At 55.6% G+C, this 21,106-nt stretch carries 22 protein-coding genes; 11 read left to right on the forward strand and 11 right to left on the reverse strand.

Annotated elements, in window-relative coordinates; all coding sequences use genetic code 11:
- Positions 1-18: 18 nt before the first annotated feature.
- Positions 19-1,380, reverse strand: a complete 1,362-nt coding sequence (locus JS530_RS03940; protein WP_214375886.1) for an MFS transporter — start codon at positions 1,378-1,380, stop codon at positions 19-21.
- A gap of 395 nt (positions 1,381-1,775) precedes the next feature.
- Positions 1,776-2,489, reverse strand: a complete 714-nt coding sequence (locus JS530_RS10790) for an NADPH-dependent F420 reductase (protein ID WP_342590050.1) — start codon at positions 2,487-2,489, stop codon at positions 1,776-1,778.
- Positions 2,490-2,639: 150 nt separating this feature from the next.
- On the opposite strand from JS530_RS10790, the gene JS530_RS03950 reads away from it, so the two are divergent.
- From JS530_RS03950 to JS530_RS03975, 6 genes are all read left to right on the forward strand, one after another.
- A complete protein-coding gene (locus tag JS530_RS03950) occupies positions 2,640-3,167 on the forward strand; it encodes a PadR family transcriptional regulator (protein WP_240541081.1) in 528 nt (175 codons plus the stop codon).
- Between the two features lie 110 nt (positions 3,168-3,277).
- A complete protein-coding gene (locus tag JS530_RS03955) occupies positions 3,278-3,982 on the forward strand; it encodes an ABC transporter ATP-binding protein (protein WP_214375887.1) in 705 nt (234 codons plus the stop codon).
- Positions 3,983-4,050: 68 nt separating this feature from the next.
- Entirely contained in the window at positions 4,051-6,930 is a 2,880-nt protein-coding gene (locus tag JS530_RS03960) for an FtsX-like permease family protein (protein WP_240541082.1), read from the forward strand.
- Between the two features lie 20 nt (positions 6,931-6,950).
- Positions 6,951-7,622, forward strand: a complete 672-nt coding sequence (locus tag JS530_RS03965; RefSeq protein WP_214375889.1) for an endonuclease III domain-containing protein — start codon at positions 6,951-6,953, stop codon at positions 7,620-7,622.
- Between the two features lie 245 nt (positions 7,623-7,867).
- The gene (locus JS530_RS03970) at positions 7,868-8,347 is read left to right on the forward strand and encodes a flavodoxin (protein WP_214375890.1); all 480 of its coding nucleotides are present in this window, start codon (positions 7,868-7,870) and stop codon (positions 8,345-8,347) included.
- A gap of 30 nt (positions 8,348-8,377) precedes the next feature.
- Positions 8,378-8,776 carry a cupin domain-containing protein gene (locus tag JS530_RS03975; RefSeq protein WP_214375891.1) on the forward strand — a complete coding sequence of 133 codons (399 nt, stop codon included), beginning with the start codon at positions 8,378-8,380 and terminating at the stop codon, positions 8,774-8,776.
- Positions 8,777-8,944: 168 nt separating this feature from the next.
- Here JS530_RS03975 and JS530_RS03980 read toward each other — a convergent pair whose 3' ends face one another.
- On the reverse strand, positions 8,945-9,217 hold the full coding sequence (locus JS530_RS03980) for a DUF4160 domain-containing protein (protein ID WP_214375892.1): 273 nt from the start codon (positions 9,215-9,217) through the stop codon (positions 8,945-8,947).
- Complete coding sequence (locus tag JS530_RS03985; protein WP_214375893.1) at positions 9,210-9,443, reverse strand: hypothetical protein; 234 nt, start codon at positions 9,441-9,443, stop codon at positions 9,210-9,212. Before JS530_RS03985 ends, JS530_RS03980 begins: the two co-directional genes overlap by 8 nt.
- A 255-nt stretch (positions 9,444-9,698) precedes the next feature.
- Between JS530_RS03985 and JS530_RS03990 the strand changes: the two genes are divergently transcribed.
- Positions 9,699-10,523, forward strand: coding sequence for a YPYG domain-containing protein (locus JS530_RS03990; protein ID WP_214375894.1), 825 nt, complete (start codon positions 9,699-9,701; stop codon positions 10,521-10,523).
- Positions 10,524-10,526: 3 nt separating this feature from the next.
- Here JS530_RS03990 and JS530_RS03995 read toward each other — a convergent pair whose 3' ends face one another.
- Both JS530_RS03995 and JS530_RS04000 read right to left on the reverse strand, forming a co-directional pair.
- Positions 10,527-11,318 (reverse strand): ABC transporter permease, encoded by a 792-nt coding sequence (locus JS530_RS03995; protein WP_214375895.1) that lies wholly within the window; start codon positions 11,316-11,318, stop codon positions 10,527-10,529.
- On the reverse strand, positions 11,315-12,211 hold the full coding sequence (locus tag JS530_RS04000) for an ABC transporter ATP-binding protein (protein ID WP_214375896.1): 897 nt from the start codon (positions 12,209-12,211) through the stop codon (positions 11,315-11,317). The genes JS530_RS03995 and JS530_RS04000 overlap by 4 nt, the downstream gene beginning before the upstream one ends.
- Before the next feature lie 126 nt (positions 12,212-12,337).
- Here JS530_RS04000 and JS530_RS04005 point away from each other — a divergent pair, with 126 nt between their 5' ends.
- Positions 12,338-13,042 carry a response regulator transcription factor gene (locus JS530_RS04005; RefSeq protein WP_214375897.1) on the forward strand — a complete coding sequence of 235 codons (705 nt, stop codon included), beginning with the start codon at positions 12,338-12,340 and terminating at the stop codon, positions 13,040-13,042.
- Positions 13,043-13,077: 35 nt separating this feature from the next.
- Complete coding sequence (locus tag JS530_RS04010; protein ID WP_214375898.1) at positions 13,078-14,088, forward strand: sensor histidine kinase; 1,011 nt, start codon at positions 13,078-13,080, stop codon at positions 14,086-14,088.
- Between the two features lie 126 nt (positions 14,089-14,214).
- Here the strand turns inward: JS530_RS04010 and JS530_RS04015 are convergent, their stop codons facing one another.
- Positions 14,215-15,105: a LysR family transcriptional regulator gene (locus JS530_RS04015; RefSeq protein ID WP_214375899.1), complete on the reverse strand. Its 891-nt coding sequence runs from the start codon at positions 15,103-15,105 to the stop codon at positions 14,215-14,217.
- Positions 15,106-15,246: 141 nt separating this feature from the next.
- Between JS530_RS04015 and JS530_RS04020 the strand changes: the two genes are divergently transcribed.
- Both JS530_RS04020 and JS530_RS04025 read left to right on the forward strand, forming a co-directional pair.
- Positions 15,247-16,620, forward strand: coding sequence for an MFS transporter (locus tag JS530_RS04020; RefSeq protein ID WP_240541083.1), 1,374 nt, complete (start codon positions 15,247-15,249; stop codon positions 16,618-16,620).
- Positions 16,621-16,668: 48 nt separating this feature from the next.
- On the forward strand, positions 16,669-17,670 hold the full coding sequence (locus JS530_RS04025) for a 3-hydroxyacyl-CoA dehydrogenase family protein (RefSeq protein ID WP_214376045.1): 1,002 nt from the start codon (positions 16,669-16,671) through the stop codon (positions 17,668-17,670).
- A 56-nt stretch (positions 17,671-17,726) separates the two neighbouring features.
- Here JS530_RS04025 and JS530_RS04030 read toward each other — a convergent pair whose 3' ends face one another.
- From JS530_RS04030 to JS530_RS04045, 4 genes are all read right to left on the reverse strand, one after another.
- Positions 17,727-17,963 (reverse strand): hypothetical protein, encoded by a 237-nt coding sequence (locus JS530_RS04030; protein ID WP_214375901.1) that lies wholly within the window; start codon positions 17,961-17,963, stop codon positions 17,727-17,729.
- Between the two features lie 172 nt (positions 17,964-18,135).
- A complete protein-coding gene (locus tag JS530_RS04035) occupies positions 18,136-18,744 on the reverse strand; it encodes a sugar O-acetyltransferase (RefSeq protein ID WP_214375902.1) in 609 nt (202 codons plus the stop codon).
- A 355-nt stretch (positions 18,745-19,099) separates the two neighbouring features.
- A complete protein-coding gene (locus tag JS530_RS04040) occupies positions 19,100-20,215 on the reverse strand; it encodes a CTP synthase (protein WP_214375903.1) in 1,116 nt (371 codons plus the stop codon).
- A 460-nt stretch (positions 20,216-20,675) separates the two neighbouring features.
- Positions 20,676-20,969, reverse strand: coding sequence for a hypothetical protein (locus JS530_RS04045; protein WP_214375904.1), 294 nt, complete (start codon positions 20,967-20,969; stop codon positions 20,676-20,678).
- Between the last annotated feature and the right edge of the window lie 137 nt (positions 20,970-21,106).

The raw sequence follows: 21,106 nt of genomic DNA on the forward strand, positions 1-21,106 counted from the left end.
GTACTCCTTTATTAATTATTAATGAGAACTGTTGTTTTTCTTCGCAATGGAGAGCATGTACCAGGCCCCGGGAAGCGTGAGCAGACCTCCGGCGACAAAAACCCAAGAAATAGGAATGATGTCGGCAAGCGGGGCAAAGATCAGCATTCCCAGCGGCATGGCGAATGTCGTTATCGTGGTATCAAGCCCGAAGATGCGCCCGACCATCGTCTCGTCGGATTCCGATTGCATGATTGTGCGCATTGGGCCAACGCATGTGGCGAATGAGATGCCGCTGACCAAATCAATCAGCAGATAGGTCAACAGGTTTGGTGCCAGTCCGAGTCCAACAATGGATAGGCCGACTATGGCAACGGAGTAGGCTGCCACCTTCATCTGTGTACGGCTGTTGCTCAGCAACTTGGCACCGAGTGAAGACATCAATGCGCCACCAAGCAGCATGCCGATACTCCAACCGAGTTCATTGGCCGCGAGCTTGTCCGAGGCTGTGGTGAGATTGATGAATCCAAGCTTCAGGCTGATATCTGAATATTCGCGGGTCATGAGCAGCAGTGTCAGATTCATTGGAGCAACAGACATGAAGCAGGTAAGCGCATCGCCCAGAATCACGCCTTTCAGCATGGAGTGGCTCATCGCATATGTAAATCCTGCCTTCAAGTCGGCAAAGGAACGTCGTGCGCCAGCCGCAAGCAGCATTATGGGTCCTTTGCTTTGCCGGGCACCGTAATTGTTGGCAGTTGCGCTCGCGGCAGATGAAGCGGATGGTGAGGGTTTCTTATGCGTCGGTCGGATGCAGGCGACAAACCCAACACCAATGATTGCCGTTGTTACATCAATAAGCAGAATCGACCACAATGGCACAATATTGATGAGTACTGCAGCAATGGCCGGTGCTGCAATCAGATTCACTGAATTGATAACACCATATATTGAGTTGATGCGCAGCAATTTGCCGGTCGGTGCAATATCCGGGATGAATGCCTGAATCGCGGGCGTTTGGACGCCGCCGCCAGCCGAGCGGATAAATAACACGATGAACAATATGGCAAGATTTGCCCATCCCATAGAAAAGCTCACTGACAAGAACACCGTCACCGCGGCGATGATGAGGTCGGGGAGCATAATAAGCATTTTGCGGTTGTATCTGTCGGCCATCGAGCCGCCGAATATGGAGACGATGCCCTGAGGCAGTACTCCGAACAAGGTGGCGAGCAGCATGGACCAGCCGGATTTCTCCTGCAGGACGATCCACCACCATAGTGCATATTGCACGATGTTGGAGCCCAAAAGCGAGAAAGCCTGTCCGGTCAACAGTAGTGTGATATGGCGAATCCACAAATCGGGGCCTACTGATGCACGCGATTCGGAAACATAAGGCATATACGTGTTCCTTAGCAATACCTATATATACGTAGGTGAATATATAGGTGAAGTGAAAAATGTTCCGTTTACTGACTGACGTGGTCAGAAAAATTCACGAGTTAAACGAAACCAGGCGCATACACCGGAGCGTTGTTGTCCGGCGTCGAGGCACAACGCAAAGAACACATGGGCTCACCGTATCACGAATGTCTGACCCGTAACGGCTGTGCTTGAGACCAAAGGCATGTGATGAAACGTTTGTTTTATACGGTTCGCGTGAAGCGCCCGCGCAGTTACTGCCTGTATTGGCCACCAAACAGGCAGTAACTGCGCGGGCGCTTCGTTAGGACGCGCACATACTGCCTGTTCTCGTCCTAATACAGGCAGTAACTGCGCGGGAGAGGTTCGGAGTCTTACTTCACAACCTTGAAACCACCGGTCCACTGGGTCTGCTCGGTGACGCCGAGGATGATCTGCAGGGCACCGTAGCCTTCGAGGTACTGGGCGCGCTTCAGCGGGCCGGCGTCCACGGTCTTCAAGCCGCCAGCTTCAATGAAGGCTGCGACGGACTTCTTGGCGTCCTCGTCATCGGAAGCCAGCTGCACCACGGTCGGAGCACCATCGTTCTCGCCGGTGGCGAGGGTAGCGGCGAAGGTGGTGTTGAAGCCCTTGACCACCTTGGAGTTCGGCAGCTTGGCGGCCACGTACTCGGCGGCGGACTTGAAGCCCTCCGGCAGAGCCAGGTCGAAGGTGGTGAAATCAATCGGGTTGGCAACGTCCACCACGGTCTTGCCGGCCAGCTGATCGGCGTAGGCGGCGAGCGCTTCGTCGTAGACCGGGAACGGAAGGGCCAGCACCACGATGTCGCCGGAGATGGTGGCTTCGCCGAACTTGGCGCCGGTGACACCCTCGGCAGCAGCTGCAGCCTTGTCCGGGTTGCGGTCGATGACCTGCACGGAAGCGCCGGACTTGACGGCGATGCCCGCCACTGCGGAACCGATGTTGCCTGCGCCGAAGATGGTGATGTTGCTCATGATGAGTCCTTTCGATGTGGGTATGTGCTTCATACTGCTTTGCGATTGCTTTGGTTGGTGATCCGCTGCGTTCGCGTTGATGCCAGTATGCACCTCATTGAGAGATATTTCAAACTGAGATATATCAGAAAGGTTTATATCGATTTGAAAATCGCTGGAATTGCAAGGGTTGTGAGGCGAATCGGATTCTTTGCTCCGGGCGTGTCGTTCTGAGATATCTCGTCTTGAGATATCATGGAAGGCATGATGAACACGATAGAACTGATGACGTTGGGCTTTCTTTCCGAGGAACCCTTGTGCGGCTACCGCCTGCGCAAGAAGATGGAACAGCTGCAGGGCTATATGCAGGCGGTCTCCGATGGCACGCTGCATTCGGTGACCAACAAATTCGTCAAGGCCGGCTATATCGGCGAAACCTTCAATGTGGTGAATGGCCGCCGCCTGCGTGAATTCCATCTCGAAGAGGCCGGACGTGCCAAGCTTATTGAAGAACTGAAGGAAACCAGCGGCTACAACCTCACCAATATCACCAAATGGGCGGTGGTCATGTCGTTCCTCTCCGTGATTCCCGATGAGGTTGATCGCCGCGCTGTGCTGCAGCGTCGCCTCGATGTACTCGAATCCGATGTGCGCCGTCTTTACAGCGATGGCGAAGGCCCAATCGACAACGACAAGGTGGAGGACAAGTACCGCCGCGCCATCATTCTGGTGCACGATGCCGAAATCGATGCCGAACGCCAATGGCTGCGGCAGGAACTCGGCGTTGCCTGATGGCATAAGCTGCAAGGAAACGGCACAATAGAAGTACACGCTTCAACAAACATTGCGAGGGCTGTTCGATGCAGAACAGCCCTGCATGCTATGTGGTGGAAGGAGATGCAATGGCCTATATCGAATTCGACCATGTGGTTAAGGAATATCCAACTGGCGGCGGCACTCCCATCCGCGCGCTTGATGAAGCCAGCTTCACCGCCGATCAGGGTGAGCTGACAGTGATTCTCGGCCAATCGGGAGCTGGTAAAACCACGGCATTGAACATCTTGGGTGGCATGGACGTGGCCACTTCGGGGCATGTGGTAGTTGGCGGGCGAGATATTACTGACCTAAGAAAACGTGATCTCATCACCTACCGTCGCAACGATATTGGCTTCGTCTTCCAGTTCTACAATCTGGTGCCCAATTTGACCGCGTTGGAAAACGTGGAACTCGCCAGTCAAATCTGCCCTGATCATTTCGATCCGGCCGAAACATTGCACAAAGTCGGTCTCGGCGATCGCCTTGATAATTTCCCTGCGCAACTCTCCGGTGGTGAACAGCAGCGTGTATCCATCGCGCGTGCGATTGCCAAGAAACCAAAACTCTTGCTATGCGATGAGCCAACCGGTGCATTGGATTACGAAACCGGCAAAGAAGTGCTTGAACTCTTGCAGGATATTTGCCGAACTCAAGGCATGACGGTGATGATTATCACCCATAATTCCGCACTCGCACCGATGGCGCATAAAGTGATTCGATTCCGCTCCGGCAGGGTAACTAGTGAGGAAATCAATCCTAATCCCACGCCGATAGCCGATATTGAATGGTAGGCGGGAGAATGACTCGGGGTAGGCATGCGAAGACGAGGCGGCAGCTTGAGTCGCGGATGCGGGCAAGTATGTGGTCTGCCGCATTTGTCAAAGACATGCTGCGCGCATGGGGGCGCAACTGGAAACGATTTGTGTCTCTTGCTGTGATTTCCATGCTTGGTGTGGCCGTGCTTACCGGTATTTACGCCGGTTGCCGGGACATGTTTCAAGGTGCTGACCGCTTCTTTGACCAGCAGCGGCTTTACGACATCCAGGTCGTCTCTACCTTGGGGCTTACCGATGACGATGTGACGGCGTTGCAGGCCGTGAACGGCGTCAAAGCTGTGCAAGCCGAACGTACTGCATCCGCGACAGTCAAGGTCGACGGCTCGGACGAGTCGGTGACCTTATGCGAAATCGGCACGGACGGCATGAACCAGCCGTATCTTCAGCAAGGGCGGTTGCCCAAGAAGTCCGGCGAAATGGCGGTGACACGTAAATTCGTGCGCGATAGCGGGCTGAACATCGGCGATATGCTGACCGTCACACTGAAAACGTCCGAGGCATCAGACGGCAATGATGGCGACAGTGATGCTGCGGGCAAGAGCGAGACCGAATCGGATGATGAAACACCGCAATTTCCGACCAAACTCACCATCACCGGCATCGTGCTCGACCCACTCGATTTACAGAACCCAGACGGCTACTCGCAAGGCGCATTCCGCAGCTCCGCCACATCCGAGTACACCTTCTTCCTGCCATTCAGCGGCGTGACCGGAAGCACCTATACCGCCATCTCCCTTGAGCTCGACGGCACTGCCGAGCTCGATACATTCACAGATTCCTATGATTCCGTTGTGCGCACGGTACGTAACCGCATCGAGAACCAAGTGCAGTCCAAGCGCCAGAAGGCACGCCGCCAGCAGCTCATTGATGATGCCAAACAGCAGATCGATGATGCACGCTCGCAGGCGAATGTGAAATTTGCCGATGCACAATCGCAGATAGATGCCCAACGCTCGCAATTCAACGCCCAGGTTGATGCACTTCTCCAAACTCGCGGCGGCAAAGCCGGCGATGATGCTCAGCGGAACGCAGTCATCGCGTCGAATGCGCAGCTCACTCAAGCCAAACAACAGTTGGATGACGCCCAAGCGAAACTCGATCAGCAGAAAACCGACGCCGCCAAACAGCTTGATGAGCAGGAATCGAACATCGAGTCCGACATTCTGCAGGCGCGCTGGTATGTGAACACGCGCTCGTCAGCGGGCACGTTTTCGTCGCTCAAATCCGACTTGAGCTCAATTGAATCCATCGGTCGAGCATTCCCGATCGTGTTCCTACTCGTTGCTGTATTCATGAGCCTCACCGCCATGACCCGCATGGTCGAAGAGGAACGCGGACTTATCGGCACTTATATGGGCTTGGGGTATGGCTCTGCGGCCATCGCCTCCCGATATGTGCTGTTCGCATTGCTGGCCTGCCTTATCGGTGGTGGACTTGGTGATTTGATTGGATTCCTTGGTATACCGGCATTCCTGCTGATTGTGCTGGAAGGCATGTATGTGGTGCCGAACGTTACGATGCTGTACGACTGGGTCTATGGCTCTGCCGGTGTGGCTTTGTTTGTGCTCGGCATCGGCGCGGCGACCATTGTTGCTTGCTGGGGAGAAGTGCGCCAGACTCCCGCAGCGCTCATGCGACCGAAAGCGCCGAAAGCCGGGTCTCGCGTGCTTTTGGAATACATCGGTCCGCTCTGGCAACGCATGAAATTCCTCAACAAAGTCACCGCCAGGAATTTGTTCCGCTTCAAAGGCCGCCTGTTCATGACCATCGGTGGCGTGGCCGGATGCACCGCGCTTATCGTCTGCGGACTGGCCATCAACGATACGGTGGACGCGTTGCCGGCCACGCAGTATCAGGACATCTATCGCTATCAGCTAATGGTCGTCACCAACCATGACCAGCTTGACTCGGTGCTGCAGAAGCTCAAGAACAACTCGAGTGTGCGCGCTACTGATGATGCCGGTACCTTAGCCAAAGTCGAAAGCGGTGAACTGACCAATGCAGCAGAGGAATCGGAAACCGTACAGCTGATCACCGTGCCAGAAGCCGCCGATTTCAAGGCCATCGCAGACCTGCGTGATGCTGATGGCGGCGAGCCGATTGATGTAAACGGTATTGCCGGCAGCAATGGGGGAGTGATTGTCTCGCAAAGCGCAGCCAACGCGCTCGACGTACATGCCGGCGATACCATCACCCTTGAAAACGGCGATGCCGAACGCGAAAGTGTGCGCGTCGCCGCAGTAAGCAAGTCGGTCATCGGCTCAGATATCTACCTGACTGCCGACTATTACCGTCACATCTTTGGCGCAGACGCTGATACTGCAGACAGTGATGGTTCTGCGGACACTGTGACCAGCGGTGTTGCGATGAACGCGATATTCACGCAATACCAAGGCTCCGATGATAGCCAGATTGCTTACGCAGACAGGCTCGCCAAGGATGCCGATGTGCTGAACGTGGCGAGCACGGCGGATATGCAACGCAGCTTCAGCTTCGACCTGATGGGCGCAGTGGTGGCGCTGATTGTGGCGCTCGCCGGCGCGCTCGCACTGGTGGTGCTGTTCACACTGGCGAATACCAATGTGTCCGAACGTGTGCGCGAAATGGCCACACTCAAGGTACTCGGCTTCTACGATGGGGAAGTGCACAAGTACGTCAATCGTGAAATGCTGCTGCTGACGCTGATGGGTATCGCCGTAGGACTTCCGCTCGGCCGTTGGATTGGTGGGCTGCTGACTGCCGCGCTCAATATGCCGGGATTGTATTTCGCGGTGACCGTACGCTGGACCAGTTATGCGATTGCCGCCGTCGTGACGCTGGCATTCGCGCTGCTGGTGCAATTGTTCACAAACCCGGTGCTCGACCGCATCGACCCGGTCTCGTCGCTCAAATCCGTGGAGTGAGGGAAAAAGGTATTGTCGGCATGACGAAGCATGCGCTGAATCTTCCCTCGCTGGATTATATTGAGTCACTTTACGATGTGATGGAACGGGAGCTCGGACCGACGAATTGGTGGCCGGCTGAGACCCTGTTTGAAATCATGGTTGGTGCGGTGCTGACACAAAACACCGCATGGGGGAATGTGGACCGTTCGCTAGGTGCTCTCAAAGCTGCTGATGCGCTTGAACCGCACGCGATAGTGGGATTGAAGCCGGAGCAGTTGCAGGATTTGATTCGCCCGTCCGGGTTCTACCGGAATAAAGCGAAAACACTGCAATCATTGAGTCAATGGTATATCGAACGGTGTGATGCGCGACCGGAAGGCGCGGCTGATATCGCCGATGATGAGCTACGTGCCGAATTGTTGGGATTGTTCGGCATCGGCGGAGAGACCGCGGATGATTTGGTGCTGTATGTATTCGGTCGCCGCGCATTCGTGGCTGATACGTATGCGCGGCGTCTTTTCGCTTTTCTGGAATTCGATGTTCCGTCCGGATACCCGGCATTTCATAAGGCTTTTGCGCCGGCCGTGCTGGCAACAGGTTTGGATGTGTCGCAATTGCAGGAATTTCATGGCCTCATCGATGAATATGGCAAAGCGTATCGCACCGACGAGGCCAAAGCGGAATCATTCCTGCACGGTTTCAAGGTGTGAGCGCACCTTCACTACTACATACCAGACGAGCAGTGCCACCACGATGGCTGCCACCGCGTAATCGTTGCAATGTCATGCCGCTTACGCTATGGCATGCGTGCTTATGCGAAGCTAAGACACTGGCGTTGGCTGATGGCGGCGCCAATCATGCATTTTGCGTATAGCAAATCATCGTTGTTTTCTATTGGACGGATGCGGGTAACGGCGATTCAATGGAGCTGAACATTGTGATGGAAGGAATCGATATGAGTAAGAAGATTCTGGTTACGTACTTCTCCGCCACTGGCACCACGCGTGCGGTTGCGGAACGTTTGGCGAAGGCGATCGGTGCAGATCTGACCGAGATTGAACCGGCTGAGCCGTACACTGCGGCTGATGTGGACTGGCGCGACTCGTCCAGCCGTTCGTCTGTGGAGCATGCGCACCGTGAGATGCGCCCGGCATTGGCTAAGCCGATTGATGTGAAGCCGTATGACGTGGTGTTTGTCGGCTACCCGCTGTGGTGGGAGACCGCGCCGCGCGTGGTCCGCACATTCCTCGAGAGCGAGGATTGGGCTGGCAAAACCATCGTGACGTTCGCCACCTCCGGTTCCAGTACGCGCGGCGCCGATGGCGTGCAGTTGCACGATTCCGCGCCGGCTGCGCATTGGATCGCCGGTCGCCGCTTGGCTGCAAACGTCAAGGAATCCGAACTGGCCAAGTGGGTCGCCAGCCTCAATTTGTAAAACTCAATCTGTCAACTCGAAAGGAAACTTATGGAAAATCCAAGCGCATTCCCGATGGGCAAGCCGAATGATGCGTACGCCCAGTATTTTGAAGGCCAAAGCTATTTGGCGCCGTTGGCCAGCGACGATCAGGTGAACGTGGCCAACGTGACCTTTGAGCCCGGTTGCACGAATCATTGGCATATCCATCATGGTGTCTGCCAGATCTTGCTGGCTGTGGGCGGTCGCGGCTACTACCAGATTGAAGGGCAGGAGCCGGTGGAGTTGAAGCCCGGCGATGTGGCGTACATTCCGCCGGAAACCAAGCATTGGCATGGTGCCGCGCCCACCGAAGCGTTCGCCCATGTGGCGATCATGCCCAAGAAGGAAGGCGCCTCCAACGAATGGCTTGAACCGGTCGACGAGGAAGCTTACAAGAAGCTGGCGTGACGAGCGGTGCCATTTAAGCCTCACTATGGTATGCGGGTACTTTGTTGAGCTGCGTACCATAATGAGGGTTTTGCGTATCTAGCGTCTGAAGGCGTAGCCTATTTGCCCAATACCGCATTTTAGGCGACTTGTATTGGTCAGACATTTCATCGTTGGCTGTAAAAAAGATCACTGATCAAAGTGATAGTCTTGGCCGAAGAACATGCTCCATGCGAGCAGAATATTCTTATAATTCGAGGTCAGGAAGAACTGAAGTCTCCTGATGTCTTTAGCAGATAGTCCACCTTTGTTATGGGCTAAAGACACCGTGCCATTTGCACCAAGTACAAACCGGGCAAGATCATGACGCGACCCTTGGGCAACATGTACATGCACACCATGATCACGGTCAAGTGCAGTGAAATATATGGAGTATCCGGCAAAATTAAAGATTTCAGGCATTGGCGTATTCTCGATCGATGGCGCGTAAGCCATCTACAGTGGGCTTCACTCGATCAAACCAGTGATGCAAGAATGATTCACCTTGTGGACCGAATGTAGATGAGAGAATCTTGCCAGTGTTACTCAACACGGCTTTGTGCGGGTATCCGACTTCGGTAATAGTGATGGTGTCATCATCCCACTGCGTGGTGACACCCATCATGGTGAATGTATTTTCACTGTTCATCGGTGTCTCCTATCCAAATGTGTGTAATCAACGATAGCGATTTGAGATTGTTGAGGTAACCGGAAATCCATCCATACGTTCAATCATATTAGGAATGATGATAGACGAGACAATAACGAATTGTTCGTTCCGCTGATTGTATTTGAATCACTTCGATAATCGAAACATGGTTCCCTGAGAACAAATGGATTTCTATCTTGATGTATTCTTTAAGAAAGTGCGAACGATGAGGTCCGACAAGAGGGAGAATTCATCATGAAGAAAGCGATAGCGTTGCTTTTATCGGCGTTGATGCTTGTAGGACTTTCGGCCTGCGGAGAAAAGACAGTGCCTGATGTCACTGGTAAGACATTGGCAGAAGCCAAAAGCATGCTCAATAACGAAGGCTTTTATAGCATTGATGCGAAAGATCCAGATGGTGGTATCGCTCTTAAAGGTACTGTGAAAGCGCAGGAGCCGAAAGCTGGCGAAGAGAGCTCCACAAGTGACGAGGTTACTCTCACAGTCGAATCGGAAGCTTATAAGGCCTCCGAAAAGTCCAGTGACATCAAGCAATTAGCGAAAGACCTTAAGGGCAAACCTGCCAAAGACGCCATTGAACAGCTTAAAAAGGAAAATTTGTTAGGTGATATCTACTTCAAGCATGGGGCAGGCACTGATAATGACGAGCAGCGTATCATCGATGACAGCGCAGCAGGAATCGAATGGATTGTCACAGATACCACCCCGCATACGATACTTAGCCAGACTATTGATTTGACAGTTGACACACAGAGCAACATTGATGCGGAATCCGCTAAACAAGTGCAAGCGGATAATCTGGCAAAGAAACTTACTACGAGTGCTGCCCTTGCTGCATGTCGTGCATATGGCAAGCAGCAATACCCCTATGGTTTTAAGACTCATGACATCGCGGGTGTCCTCCAGGATTTCACTCCTAGTGACGATAACACATGGTTTTACAAGGCTACTGTTGACGTGACCAATGAGTACGGGGCCACGGCTAAAGGCATGAATTACGAATGCTATGTGACCGGAACCACTGATAATCCACAGGTCAGTGAATTCAACGTATACTAATTGTCACCGCATTTCCGGGGGCTTGTATTGGTCGTCGGCGGTGAAGCAGGTGCGGTAGACCATCGCCATGATGAGGCTGTCGGCCACCAGGGTCAGCGCGGCGATGGCGGCGAACACCACGAACTGGTATTTGGCGGCTTCAAGCGGGTCGCCGCCGGCAATCACCTGACCGGCCATCATGCCCGGTATCGTCACGATGCCGCAGGATGCCAACGTGGCCGTGGTGGGCAGGAGACCCAGTCGAATTGAGGAGACGATGGAGGGGCGGGCGGCTTCCCAGGCCGTGGATCCCAAGGCGAGAAGTGTGTCGATCTCATCGCGGCGCTCGTTCATGCTCTCGTAGAATCGGCTCAATCCCACTGCCAATGCGGATACCGTATTGCCCAGCAGCATGCCGGTCAGCGGCACCACGAGCTGCGGCGCATACCACGGGTGCGGACGCACCACGAGCTCGGTGACCAGCGAAATCATCAGCAGCATCGTGATGGTCAGGCTCAACAGCACCGGCCCAGCTAATCCTTTCGGCACACCTTTGGCACGTGAAAGCGTGATCTGCACGGCGGCCACCAGCATCACCGCAATCACGGCGAACACCAAAAACACGTTGTTCGCGCGAATCACATAGCCGATGATGAACCCCATCGCGCATAATTGCAGCAACGCGCGGCATGCGGACCACAGCAGCGTCTTGCCGATGTTGATGCGCATGAGTTCGCTGATGCCAGCCGCAATGGCCACCATCGTCAGCGCGACCAAAAGGCCCCAGATATCAATGTCGTATGCGTTACCGGTCATGCCTGCTCACCAGCTTGTTCGCTCAACGTTCCGTTAGCCAAAGTCACGATTCGGGAAGCGCGACCGTCCGGTGGACGATGGCGGATGCGGATAATCGCCATGCCGCGGGCTGCGGCGGTGGCCATAATATCGGCTACCTTCTCGGCGTTCTCATCATCCAACCCAGCATCCACCTCATCTGCCAGCAGCACTTTCGGCTCGGTCAAGAGCGTGCGTGCCAAGGAGACGCGTGCCGCCTGACCGCCGGACAAATCATGCGGCGGACGGTCAAGATCGATGTCCTCGCAGCCCATCGCATCCAACGTCATACGAATCTTCTGATCGGTGAGTAGTTTGCGCGCCTGCTGATCGTTGTTGCGGAATAGTGCTATGAATTTGCGGCCGAGGCTGACTTTGCCGATGTGGTGCGGGGCGGAAGTGCTGGCGGACGCAGTATGAGGCGTGGAGATGCTGGTGGTAGCAGATGAGGCAAGCGAGGCCGCATTGGTAGCGGCTGCCGCATTGTCCGCCGCAGCATCAGCGTTCTGGCCGCCGATTCCGCTCGCCCCAGCGCGAATCACCAATGTGAACGGCAAGCGAATCGCCTCAGCCACCGTCTCACCCGGCAGAATTGGCTTCTGTGACAGATACGCCACCTCATGCCGCCATTGCTGCGGCGTGAACTCGCCGGAGTCATGCCCATTCAAGGCGAATGAGCCGGTCGCATGTGGATTAAGCCGCGCGAACGCGGTCAGCAGGCTGCTTTTACCGGAACCGGATGGTCCGACCAGATCCACAATCTCACCGGGGGCTATCGCAAAGTCAAGATTCTCAAAAATCGTGCGGCGTTCACCTTGCGCCGGCACGATACACGTCACCCCATTCGCGGTGAACACATGCTCCGTATTGCTCATAGTGCGCACGTTACTTCTCCCACGGTATTGCGCCAATGTTTCGCGCGTTTCTTAGCAAACTCTTAGACGGTTGGCGGTCTGATATAACCGTAAGAAAAGGCTTGTTATTGTCAGGACACAGTAATAATGACGACGGCGAATGAATACGCGACTGATCCGGAACGACTGCTGCTACCGGCCGTGCTGTTTATTGAAGACGACCCGAACCTGGGGGCGATGACCTCGGAAATGCTTGGTCTCGACTATCGCGTGGACTGGGTGCAGACGATTACCGATGCGAGGGCGCGTCTCGCCGCAAACACCTTTGATGCGTTGATCGTCGATCGTCGTTTGCCGGATGGTGACGGATTGGATTTGATTCGCAGATTGCGCGCGGGAGGTGTCGCGACGCCTGCACTGATGTTGACCGCGCTCGCCGAAGTGGACGATATTGTGGACGGGCTCGACGCCGGTGCCAATGATTACCTCACCAAACCATTCCATGTGGTGGAGCTTGAAGCCCGATTGCGCGCGCTGCTGCGCGGGTTCCATGCGCAGGCGGCGAGCGTCATAATCGGCGATTGGCTGCTCAAACCCAGCGCCAACATCATCGAGGACCCGGACGGCCGCGCTGTGCCGCTGACCGATGTGGAGGCGAAAATGCTGGCCACGTTGGCCGCCGCGCCAGACCATGTGTTCAGTCGCGAAGAACTGCTGAAAAACGCGTTCTCGACCGGTAGCGACATCGGTGCGGTGGACGTATACGTGTCGTATGTGCGCGGCAAAACCACGCGTGGCATTATCGCCACTGTGCGCGGCAAAGGGTACCGCATTGGGCAGCCGCAGGATTAGGCCTATTACATAGGAGACATAGGGGAGTGTGAACTATGGCGAACGGCAAGCAGACGCAGCGCAAACGTAACGATCATGCCGGCACCGTTGCCGGCCTGATCAGTCTGCGCATGACCATCGCAATGACCATCATCACCGTGGCCGGCGGGCTCATATTCGTGGCCGGCGTGCTGTTGGGGTCGCGCCACGAATTCACTGAACGAGGGCTCGATCCGAACGCCATGTCCGTCACCGAACAATTCGGCTCAGGCATGATGGTGATCGATACCAAAAAGGCCGTGGGGTTCACTGTGCTGTTCGTACTCGGCGTGATCGCCGCCGTGGCATTGGTGGGCCGATATTATTCGCGCAAGGAAGTCGCGCCGCTGGAGCACGCCTTCGAACTGCAGAAGGATTTTGTGGCGGATGCCAGTCATGAGTTGAAGACGCCGTTGGCGGTCATCTCCACGCGTATCGACCTGATTGAATTCCGTCGCGCCCATGGGCAGTCAATCGACAGCGCCATCAATGACTTGCGCGGTGATGTGGATCGCATGAACGCGATTATCACGGACCTGCTGGTGGCAGCCCGCGGTGCTGTGGATGCCGAACCGGTTGCGCTCGCCGGCGTGATTAGTCAGTCCGTGGATTCGGTGCAGCCGTTGGCTGACAAGCGCGGCGTGACGTTGCACACCCATATTGATGGAGATCCAGCGCGATTTGTGGTGCGCGGCAATGCCGTGGGACTCTCGCGCTGCCTGGTGGCGGTGCTTGATAATGCCATCGCTCATTCGCCGGCTGATTCGGCGGTCACTGTTTCGCTTGGCTACCATCATCACGGTGATGTGGCGGTGCGCGTCACCGACTGCGGCAGCGGCATCGGCTCGGATCCGGAGCGACTGTTCCGACGGTTCGCGCGCGACGATGATGGCACCGAACATCAGGGATACGGCTTGGGATTGGCTTTGGCCCGTGATGTGGCGAATCGCTATGGTGGCACGCTGAGCGTGGAATCCACATCGTCGCGCGGCACCACGATGCTGATCACCTTGCCGTTGGCGGCATAGCATGTTGGCTGTTTTCTCCCACCGTGTGGTAATTCCTCACCGTGTGGTTTTAGGAAAATGGCGTTATTCTACGGTTTTTGAAAGATGCTGATTATGGCGTTTGCCACACCGTGGAGAAAAGGCCGCTTACATCGTAGCAAGTTCGCGAATACGCGCGATGAACGCGGCGACGGCGGGGGAAGGGTCACGCGCGTACATCAATCCATAGGACATGCCAATCGGCTGCGGCCAATCCACGGGGATAGTGGCGAACTGCGGATGCACATCAGACCAAATCGGTTTGGACATCAACAAGTCGCCATGGTCGGCACAATCATTGAACGTATCCAAGTCATAATGATCAATGTCGATGAGTTCGATGGACGGATGGCTTGCCAGCAGATCATAGGCGGTATCGTTGCCGCCGTGATGCTGCTTCAGGATGCGGATGCGGGTGCCTTCAAGATCATCGAGCGAGACATGCGTGCGCTTGGCTAGCGCATGACTGCGCGGTATGGCAATCCAGGACGGTTCGAATCCCAGCGTCAAGGTATTGCAGACCGTGCTCCAATACTCTTCATCGAACGCAGTGGATACCATATCGATGTTCTCACCCAGATGCATGAGGATGTCGTTGATTGATTGCGTATCGTCGGGCATGGAAACCAGTTCGAGACGAATGCCGGGATGTTTGCTGGCATCGCGTTGCCATAGGTCGAGGATGCTGCGGCCCGGGCGAAGCAGAGATATGCCAAGCCGCACGGGAGCATCGCGTTCTGATGAGTTTTGCTGCGTGCGATAGATGAGACTTCGGCATTGGCGCATGATGGGGCGCGCTTCGTCCACAAACGTTCTGCCGGCTGGAGTCAACGTCACGCCGCTGCGCGAACGGGTGAACAACGTGAGCCTGTATTCCTTTTCGAACGTGTTGACTTGCTTGGCCAATGCCGGCGTGGAGATATGTAGCAGCCGGCCGGCGCTGGCGAAGCTGCCGGTTTCGGCCGCCGCAATCACCGCATCCAATCGTTTATCATACATGATGAAGCCTTTTTTATATAAACTTTTAGTTTATGCGCTATAAACCATAATCATTGATAAATCAAGACTTTACAGTGTTTTTCAAGCGTACACTGGCTCACGCAATAACTAGAAGTATATATCAGAAGGATTATGGTGAGCTTGGTTTCCAAATATTCCGCGAACATCACTACTGCTGCGGCTGCCATCGCGTCATTCCTGGCCGGCATGGATGTGCTCATCGTGAACGTGGCGCTGCCGACCATTGCCAAAGACCTGGGCGGCAATATGGCCGTGCAGCAGTGGGTGGTGGACGGATACGCGCTGCTGTTCGCTGCTTTGCTGCTGCTCGCCGGCAGTCTCGCCGACCAATTTGGCGCCAAACGAATCTTCCTTATTGGTGCGGCATCGTTCGGTGCGGCTTCGCTGTTCTGTACGTTTGCTTGGTCGATGGCGGCATTGGTCGTGGGGCGTTGCATACTCGGTGTGGCTTCGGCGTTGCTGCTTCCGGCTTCGATGTCGCTGATTAACGAGGCGAGTCCGAATCCTCGTTACCGCGCGTGGGCGCTCGCACTCTGGGGTGCTGGTGGTGCCTCCGCATCGGCGGTCGGGCCATTGTTAGGTGGCTTGCTCACGCCGATTCACTGGAGTCTGGTGTTCGCCATTAATGTGCCGTTCTGCCTGATGATTCTCGCCGTCGCACCTCGTATCGCTCCATCGCCGCAGCGCGCGACCAAATTCGACTGGATTGGTCAGGCCTTGGCGTTGATTGGCTTGAGCACGTTGGTGGCGGGCATCATCGAGGTCGGTGATGCCGGTCTGTTTGCGCCTTCAACCCTGATATTGCTTGCCGTCGGTGTGATCACCATCGTGGTGTTTGGTTTTTCGCAAACCAAGGTTGCCTCGCCGATGATGCCGCTCGGGCTTTTCCGTGTGCGGGGTATGCAGGTGGCGTTGCAAATCGGGTTCATCATGATTTTCAACTGGTATGGCATGGCGTTTATCTGCACCATGTACTTGCAGCAGGAGCTTCATATGGATCCGTTTGCGGCCGGTCTGGTGTTCGTTCCTGCATCCTTCGTGACCATCCTGGGCAATCTGACAGGCGGACGTATCGTCACCGCGCGCGGCTCGAAATTCTCGATTACGTTGGGGCTGGGCATTATGATTGCCGGTTTTCTATTCGAATTCTTCTCGCCGAAACCGGTGGCGGTGTGGGTGGTGGCCACTGGCATGAGCATCGTCGGTTTCGGTGCGGCCATTACTACGCCGGCGGCGGCGGGCGTCGTTCTGAAAAGCGTGGACGATGTGCAGGCAGGCATCGCATCCGCCATGTTCAACACGTTCCGACAAGTCGGCGGGGCGATTGGGGTGGCCGTGTTCGGTGTCGCAGCCACGTTCCTGCCGTCGCTGGACCTCGCGCTGCGCGTGGTGTTCCTTGCCTCCGCACTGTTGCTTGTCTACGTGCTTGGCTTCGAATTGCTGCGATGGAAGGACACCGCTATTACTGCTACAACGCTCGATTCAGTGGCATAATCAGGAATTGTTGATCGTTAACGGTAACGATGGATGGAGATGGCAGCGATGGCGCAGCAGCAGGATGGCGCAACGGTACTGGGGGCAAAGAGCGCTGAAGATATTAAGGTGATTGCGAACGTAGGCACGGGCACGATGGGGCATGCCATTGCACTGCAGTTCGCGCTCGCCGGCTACGGGACACGGTTGGTCGGCCGCAGCGAGGCGTCGCTTGATCGCTCGATGGGTCGCATTCGTGCCGATGCCGAGACCTTCGCCGGTGCCGGGCTGTTGCACGCCGGTGAGACCGTGGAGGATTTGCTCGCCCGCATCACGCCGATCGTCGGCTATGAGCAGGGCGTGGCCGGCGCTGATTTCGTCATCGAATCAGTGGCTGAGAATCTGGAAGTCAAGCAGAGCGTATGGCGCGAAATTGAGAAGTTCGCGCCAAAGGATGCGATTTTCGCCACCAACACATCGGGCCTGAGCCCTACTGCCATCCAGTCAGTACTTGAGCGCCCCGAACGATTCGTGGTGGCGCACTTCTGGAACCCGGCGCAATTGATGCCGCTGGTGGAGGTGGTGCCCGGCGCTCATACCAATCCGCATGTGGTGGACGTGACCTTCGATCTCATGAATCTCATCGGCAAGAAGCCAGCGAAAATCAAGAAGGAATCCCTGGGATTCGTGGGCAACCGACTGCAGATGGCCGTGCTGCGCGAGGAATTCCATATCATCCAGGAAGGCATCGCGGATGCCGCCGCCGTGGACGATGTGATGAAATACAGCCTCGGCCGCCGCTGGAACCTGGTCGGCCCGGTGGCCAGCATCGATCTTGGTGGACTCGACGTGTTCTACAACATCAGCACCTACCTGTTCGACGACATGGACAATGGCACCGGCCCCTCGCCGCTGCTCGCCGAAAAAGTCAAGGAAGGCAACCTCGGCGCCAAAACCGGACGTGGATTCTTTTCATGGCAGGGCGAGGACGGCAAGCGCGTTATCGAACAGCGCGACAAGGCTCTGCTGCATGCGCTCAAGGAGGATGCGGCGGCGGAGGCTACGGAATAGAGCGGCGTATTATTCGCCTCCACATCATCGCACCGAACATTAGCCAGCGTGGTGAGCTACTGAAGATCGAACGTCAGTAGTGATACCGCGTGCGTGGGCATGGTGAATCGCACGGTTGCCGTGCCCGCGCTTGTGGCGGTTACGGTTTCTTCAGAGGCTAACGATTCCAAGGCATCCGCGGCTTTGATGCGCTCGTATTGCTCGCCGGCAGGATACTTCGGCTTACCCTCCTCGGCCCATTGTGTATGCGCATAATAGGGCGCATCGCCGAGCTTGCCGAAGCGCTCCAGCATGCGCCGGCCTTCCGGCATGTAGGTGTAATTGCATTCGTCATAGCCGAAAAGCGCCAGTCGTGGGGCAGTGGGCCGGTTTCGTGGGCGGTGTTGACGGCGATATGTGCGGTTGCGTGTACGGTTGCGTGCGTGGTTGTCTGTGCGGTTGCCTGCGTAGTTGTCTGCATGGTGGTTACTCCCATACGTCAAGCTTCCGATCTTTGTAGTAGTATTCCTTATCCTTTTCGCCGATCGGGCGCGCGACTTTGCAAGGCACGCCATAGGCCACGGAGTTTGCCGGAATGTCGTGACTGACCACCGAGCCGGCGCCGATGACGCAGTTGTCGCCGATGGTGACGCCCGGCAGAATGGTCACGTTCGCGCCAACCCAGACGTTGCGGCCGATTGCGACCGGAATCGCGTAGACGTAATGATGCTCGCGCAGTACCGGCAGCACGGGGTGGCCGGCGGTGGCGATGACTACATTCGGGCCGAACATGCACCAGTCGCCGATAGTGATGTCGGCGTCGTCCACGCACGTGAAGTTCACGTTGCAGTAGATGCCTTTGCCCATATGCACATGATGGAAGCCCCAGTTCGCGTGCGCCGGCGTCTCCACGTGGCAGCCCTCGCCGATTTCGGCGAACATTTCCTTCAGGAGTTTCTGCTTGCCGGCTTGGTCCGTGGGATGCGTCTGGTTGAATTCCCAGAGCTTCTCCTGGTATTCGAGTTGGCCGCCCATGATGCTCGGGTCGTCGTAATGGTAGGGGAGTTGTTCTTCGCGCCGCCTCGCATTATCCATGATTGTTGCCTCGTTATCCCAACAATTCCAATGATGTTTGCGTTATCATTATAGGCTGTTGTGAGCGGTTAGTGGAGGTGGGCGTACTCTGGGGCGCGCTATTTGGGTGTGATCCGCAGTGTACGGTGGCGCACCGTGGTGTGATCCGCAGTGTACGGTGGCGCACCGTGGTGTAATCCTCACTAAGTATGCGGTCAAACGAAGCCTCCGCATACATAGTGAGGATTGAAGGCCCTAAACCGGCGCTATGTATGCGTCTCAACGAGGTACTCGCATACATAGTGAGGTTTTCGGCTGTCAAACCGGCGCTATGTATGCGGGGGCTTGGTCCAGCCGCATACATAGCGCCGGTTGGTTATGCGTCCGGCCAGTTGCTATCTGCTGCCCGCTCGGTGAACGGATTCATGATGGTCATAGGGGCTCCAGCCTCAAGTAGCTTGTTGATTAGCGGAGTTTTCTGCCGTACTTCGTCATAGGTGGTTCGAACAATAGTGTTTACGCCGGCTTTGCGTATATTGTCTTCGCGTTCCCTTTCTGAATGCACGACATCCTGTATGCCTTGGCGATGAGTCATCGAAGGATCAACGTATTTGGCGGTGCCGTCGAATTCCAATACGATGATTCGCCCACTGGGCGTATGCCAAACAAAATCTACTCGATACTCCTTCCATGGAGCGTCAGGGTTGACGAATACATGCTGCAAATCGGGAACTACGAACCCGGCTTCTATGATGATGGCGCGGCATAAAGATTCGCCCCCGTTCTCGCTGAGTGGATTCATATAATGAACAAGTCTCAACACGCTGCTGCAATCGATTCGTGATTGATCGCATATCTCGATGATCTGGTCGGAGGTCACGAGTTTATTGCGTGCTGCGGAATCGAACATCGGTAGGGCTTGCGTGAATGAGAACTGCAGTCCGCAGTCGACCAAGGTTTGCGCAGGGGAGGTTATCGGTACGATATTGGTGATCTCCGGCTTTCTGCCACCGATGGTAATCTCCGCTATTCGAGGTGACTCTGGCGGAAGATCAAGGAATACTGCGCCGACTCCCGTACTCGTTCGGTAGTGCAGCATGGACGCGATAGCTGATGTGGATGTGCTGATACGTTGTATGCCTGAATAGGTGCGCGCAGAAGTTCCTGTCTTTTGCGCAATGAACACCGTATTGTCGCGGTGAAGGCTCCAGCTGTAATCCAACTGCAGGATTGCCGCTGCGCTAAGACCTGCGAACACTCGGTTGGGGAACTGCTGAGAGAGCGTCCGAATGATATGGCGCGACTGCTCTGCGGGATTCAGCGACTTCCAGTAATCAGTGCGCGCGTAGGCATTGCGGAATGGTCGAGTCAGGTATCCGTTGCGCAGCCGTATCAGCATTGCCTGTTTTATGGTGTTGGATGTTGAATACAAGCAGCGTAGGTTACGCTCAGCGTCATTGATGAGCTGGTCAAGGGCATGATGGGTTCTCATGATTCCATGGTCGAATGGCATGCGTGCATTTGACAAGCTGGAACGGGGTATGTGGTTCGAGCTTCAGGTTTCTGACGAAAAAATGTGGATAACTCGATAACAATTGTGATGTTGTGCGCGATTTTGTTTACGTGGATTGGATGCAAGAGGTCGGTGGGATTGTAATGGGATGCGAATCCTCACTATGTATGCGGCCGAACAGAGTGCTCGCATACATAGCGCCGGTTAAAGGATTGAAAGTCTCACTATGTATGCGACTGGACCAAGATGCCGCATACATCGTGAGGATTCAGCGGCCTTAATCCTCACTATGTATGCGGATGACTCGTCGGGGCGCATACATCGTGAGGCTTCACTTGTGTGCAATGGCAACTCGGTGTGTGTGACAGGTGATATAGGCGTGCAGGGCAGACGGGCGGCCAGATTGAACGGATGAGACGGCAGCCGAACGTCGTCTGCACTACGGCTGCTTTACGATAAGCATATTGGTCTCGTAGTCATAGGTGGTGCGGGGATCCAACAGTGGATAGCCAGACCGTTCGAAGTCGGTGGCCCAGCGCTCGCGTTCGGTGAGCTCGCGGAGACCTTTCATGCGTATCCAACCATTGCGAATTTCCATGACGGCTTGGCGCAGTTGCCCTTGATATTCGCACGGAATTGTGAACTCCATGGCGTCGAACGCGCGGAACATGATGAAGCGAATGCGGTAGTCATACCATTCGCCGCCGGCTGAAAGACGACTCTGCGCAGCCATAAGGTCGACTCCGCCCCAGCGTGGGCGTATGGCAAGTGCGCTGATTGGCCGATGTTGGAGGCGAAAGGCAGCCCAGGCACATGCGCCAAGCAGTGGAATCACAATGCAGAACGCAACTACAGCTTCCTTGATCTGCG

This window comes from Bifidobacterium colobi, from assembly GCF_018555455.1.
Classification (GTDB): domain Bacteria; phylum Actinomycetota; class Actinomycetes; order Actinomycetales; family Bifidobacteriaceae; genus Bifidobacterium; species Bifidobacterium colobi.

What these genes read in the sequence shown, in the direction of transcription:
- JS530_RS03940 (WP_214375886.1), bottom strand. Translation starts at nt 1,380, where the DNA reads ATGCCTTATGTTTCCGAATCGCGTGCATCAGTAGGCCCCGATTTGTGG.
- JS530_RS03950 (WP_240541081.1), top strand. Translation starts at nt 2,640, where the DNA reads ATGATGAACACGATAGAACTGATGACGTTGGGCTTTCTTTCCGAGGAA.
- JS530_RS03955 (WP_214375887.1), top strand. Translation starts at nt 3,278, where the DNA reads ATGGCCTATATCGAATTCGACCATGTGGTTAAGGAATATCCAACTGGC.
- JS530_RS03960 (WP_240541082.1), top strand. Translation starts at nt 4,051, where the DNA reads ATGTGGTCTGCCGCATTTGTCAAAGACATGCTGCGCGCATGGGGGCGC.
- JS530_RS03965 (WP_214375889.1), top strand. Translation starts at nt 6,951, where the DNA reads ATGACGAAGCATGCGCTGAATCTTCCCTCGCTGGATTATATTGAGTCA.
- JS530_RS03970 (WP_214375890.1), top strand. Translation starts at nt 7,868, where the DNA reads ATGAGTAAGAAGATTCTGGTTACGTACTTCTCCGCCACTGGCACCACG.
- JS530_RS03975 (WP_214375891.1), top strand. Translation starts at nt 8,378, where the DNA reads ATGGAAAATCCAAGCGCATTCCCGATGGGCAAGCCGAATGATGCGTAC.
- JS530_RS03980 (WP_214375892.1), bottom strand. Translation starts at nt 9,217, where the DNA reads ATGCCTGAAATCTTTAATTTTGCCGGATACTCCATATATTTCACTGCA.
- JS530_RS03985 (WP_214375893.1), bottom strand. Translation starts at nt 9,443, where the DNA reads ATGAACAGTGAAAATACATTCACCATGATGGGTGTCACCACGCAGTGG.
- JS530_RS03990 (WP_214375894.1), top strand. Translation starts at nt 9,699, where the DNA reads ATGAAGAAAGCGATAGCGTTGCTTTTATCGGCGTTGATGCTTGTAGGA.
- JS530_RS03995 (WP_214375895.1), bottom strand. Translation starts at nt 11,318, where the DNA reads ATGACCGGTAACGCATACGACATTGATATCTGGGGCCTTTTGGTCGCG.
- JS530_RS04000 (WP_214375896.1), bottom strand. Translation starts at nt 12,211, where the DNA reads ATGAGCAATACGGAGCATGTGTTCACCGCGAATGGGGTGACGTGTATC.
- JS530_RS04005 (WP_214375897.1), top strand. Translation starts at nt 12,338, where the DNA reads ATGACGACGGCGAATGAATACGCGACTGATCCGGAACGACTGCTGCTA.
- JS530_RS04010 (WP_214375898.1), top strand. Translation starts at nt 13,078, where the DNA reads ATGGCGAACGGCAAGCAGACGCAGCGCAAACGTAACGATCATGCCGGC.
- JS530_RS04015 (WP_214375899.1), bottom strand. Translation starts at nt 15,105, where the DNA reads ATGTATGATAAACGATTGGATGCGGTGATTGCGGCGGCCGAAACCGGC.
- JS530_RS04025 (WP_214376045.1), top strand. Translation starts at nt 16,669, where the DNA reads ATGGCGCAGCAGCAGGATGGCGCAACGGTACTGGGGGCAAAGAGCGCT.
- JS530_RS04030 (WP_214375901.1), bottom strand. Translation starts at nt 17,963, where the DNA reads ATGCTGGAGCGCTTCGGCAAGCTCGGCGATGCGCCCTATTATGCGCAT.
- JS530_RS04035 (WP_214375902.1), bottom strand. Translation starts at nt 18,744, where the DNA reads ATGGATAATGCGAGGCGGCGCGAAGAACAACTCCCCTACCATTACGAC.
- JS530_RS04040 (WP_214375903.1), bottom strand. Translation starts at nt 20,215, where the DNA reads ATGAGAACCCATCATGCCCTTGACCAGCTCATCAATGACGCTGAGCGT.
- JS530_RS04045 (WP_214375904.1), bottom strand. Translation starts at nt 20,969, where the DNA reads ATGGCTGCGCAGAGTCGTCTTTCAGCCGGCGGCGAATGGTATGACTAC.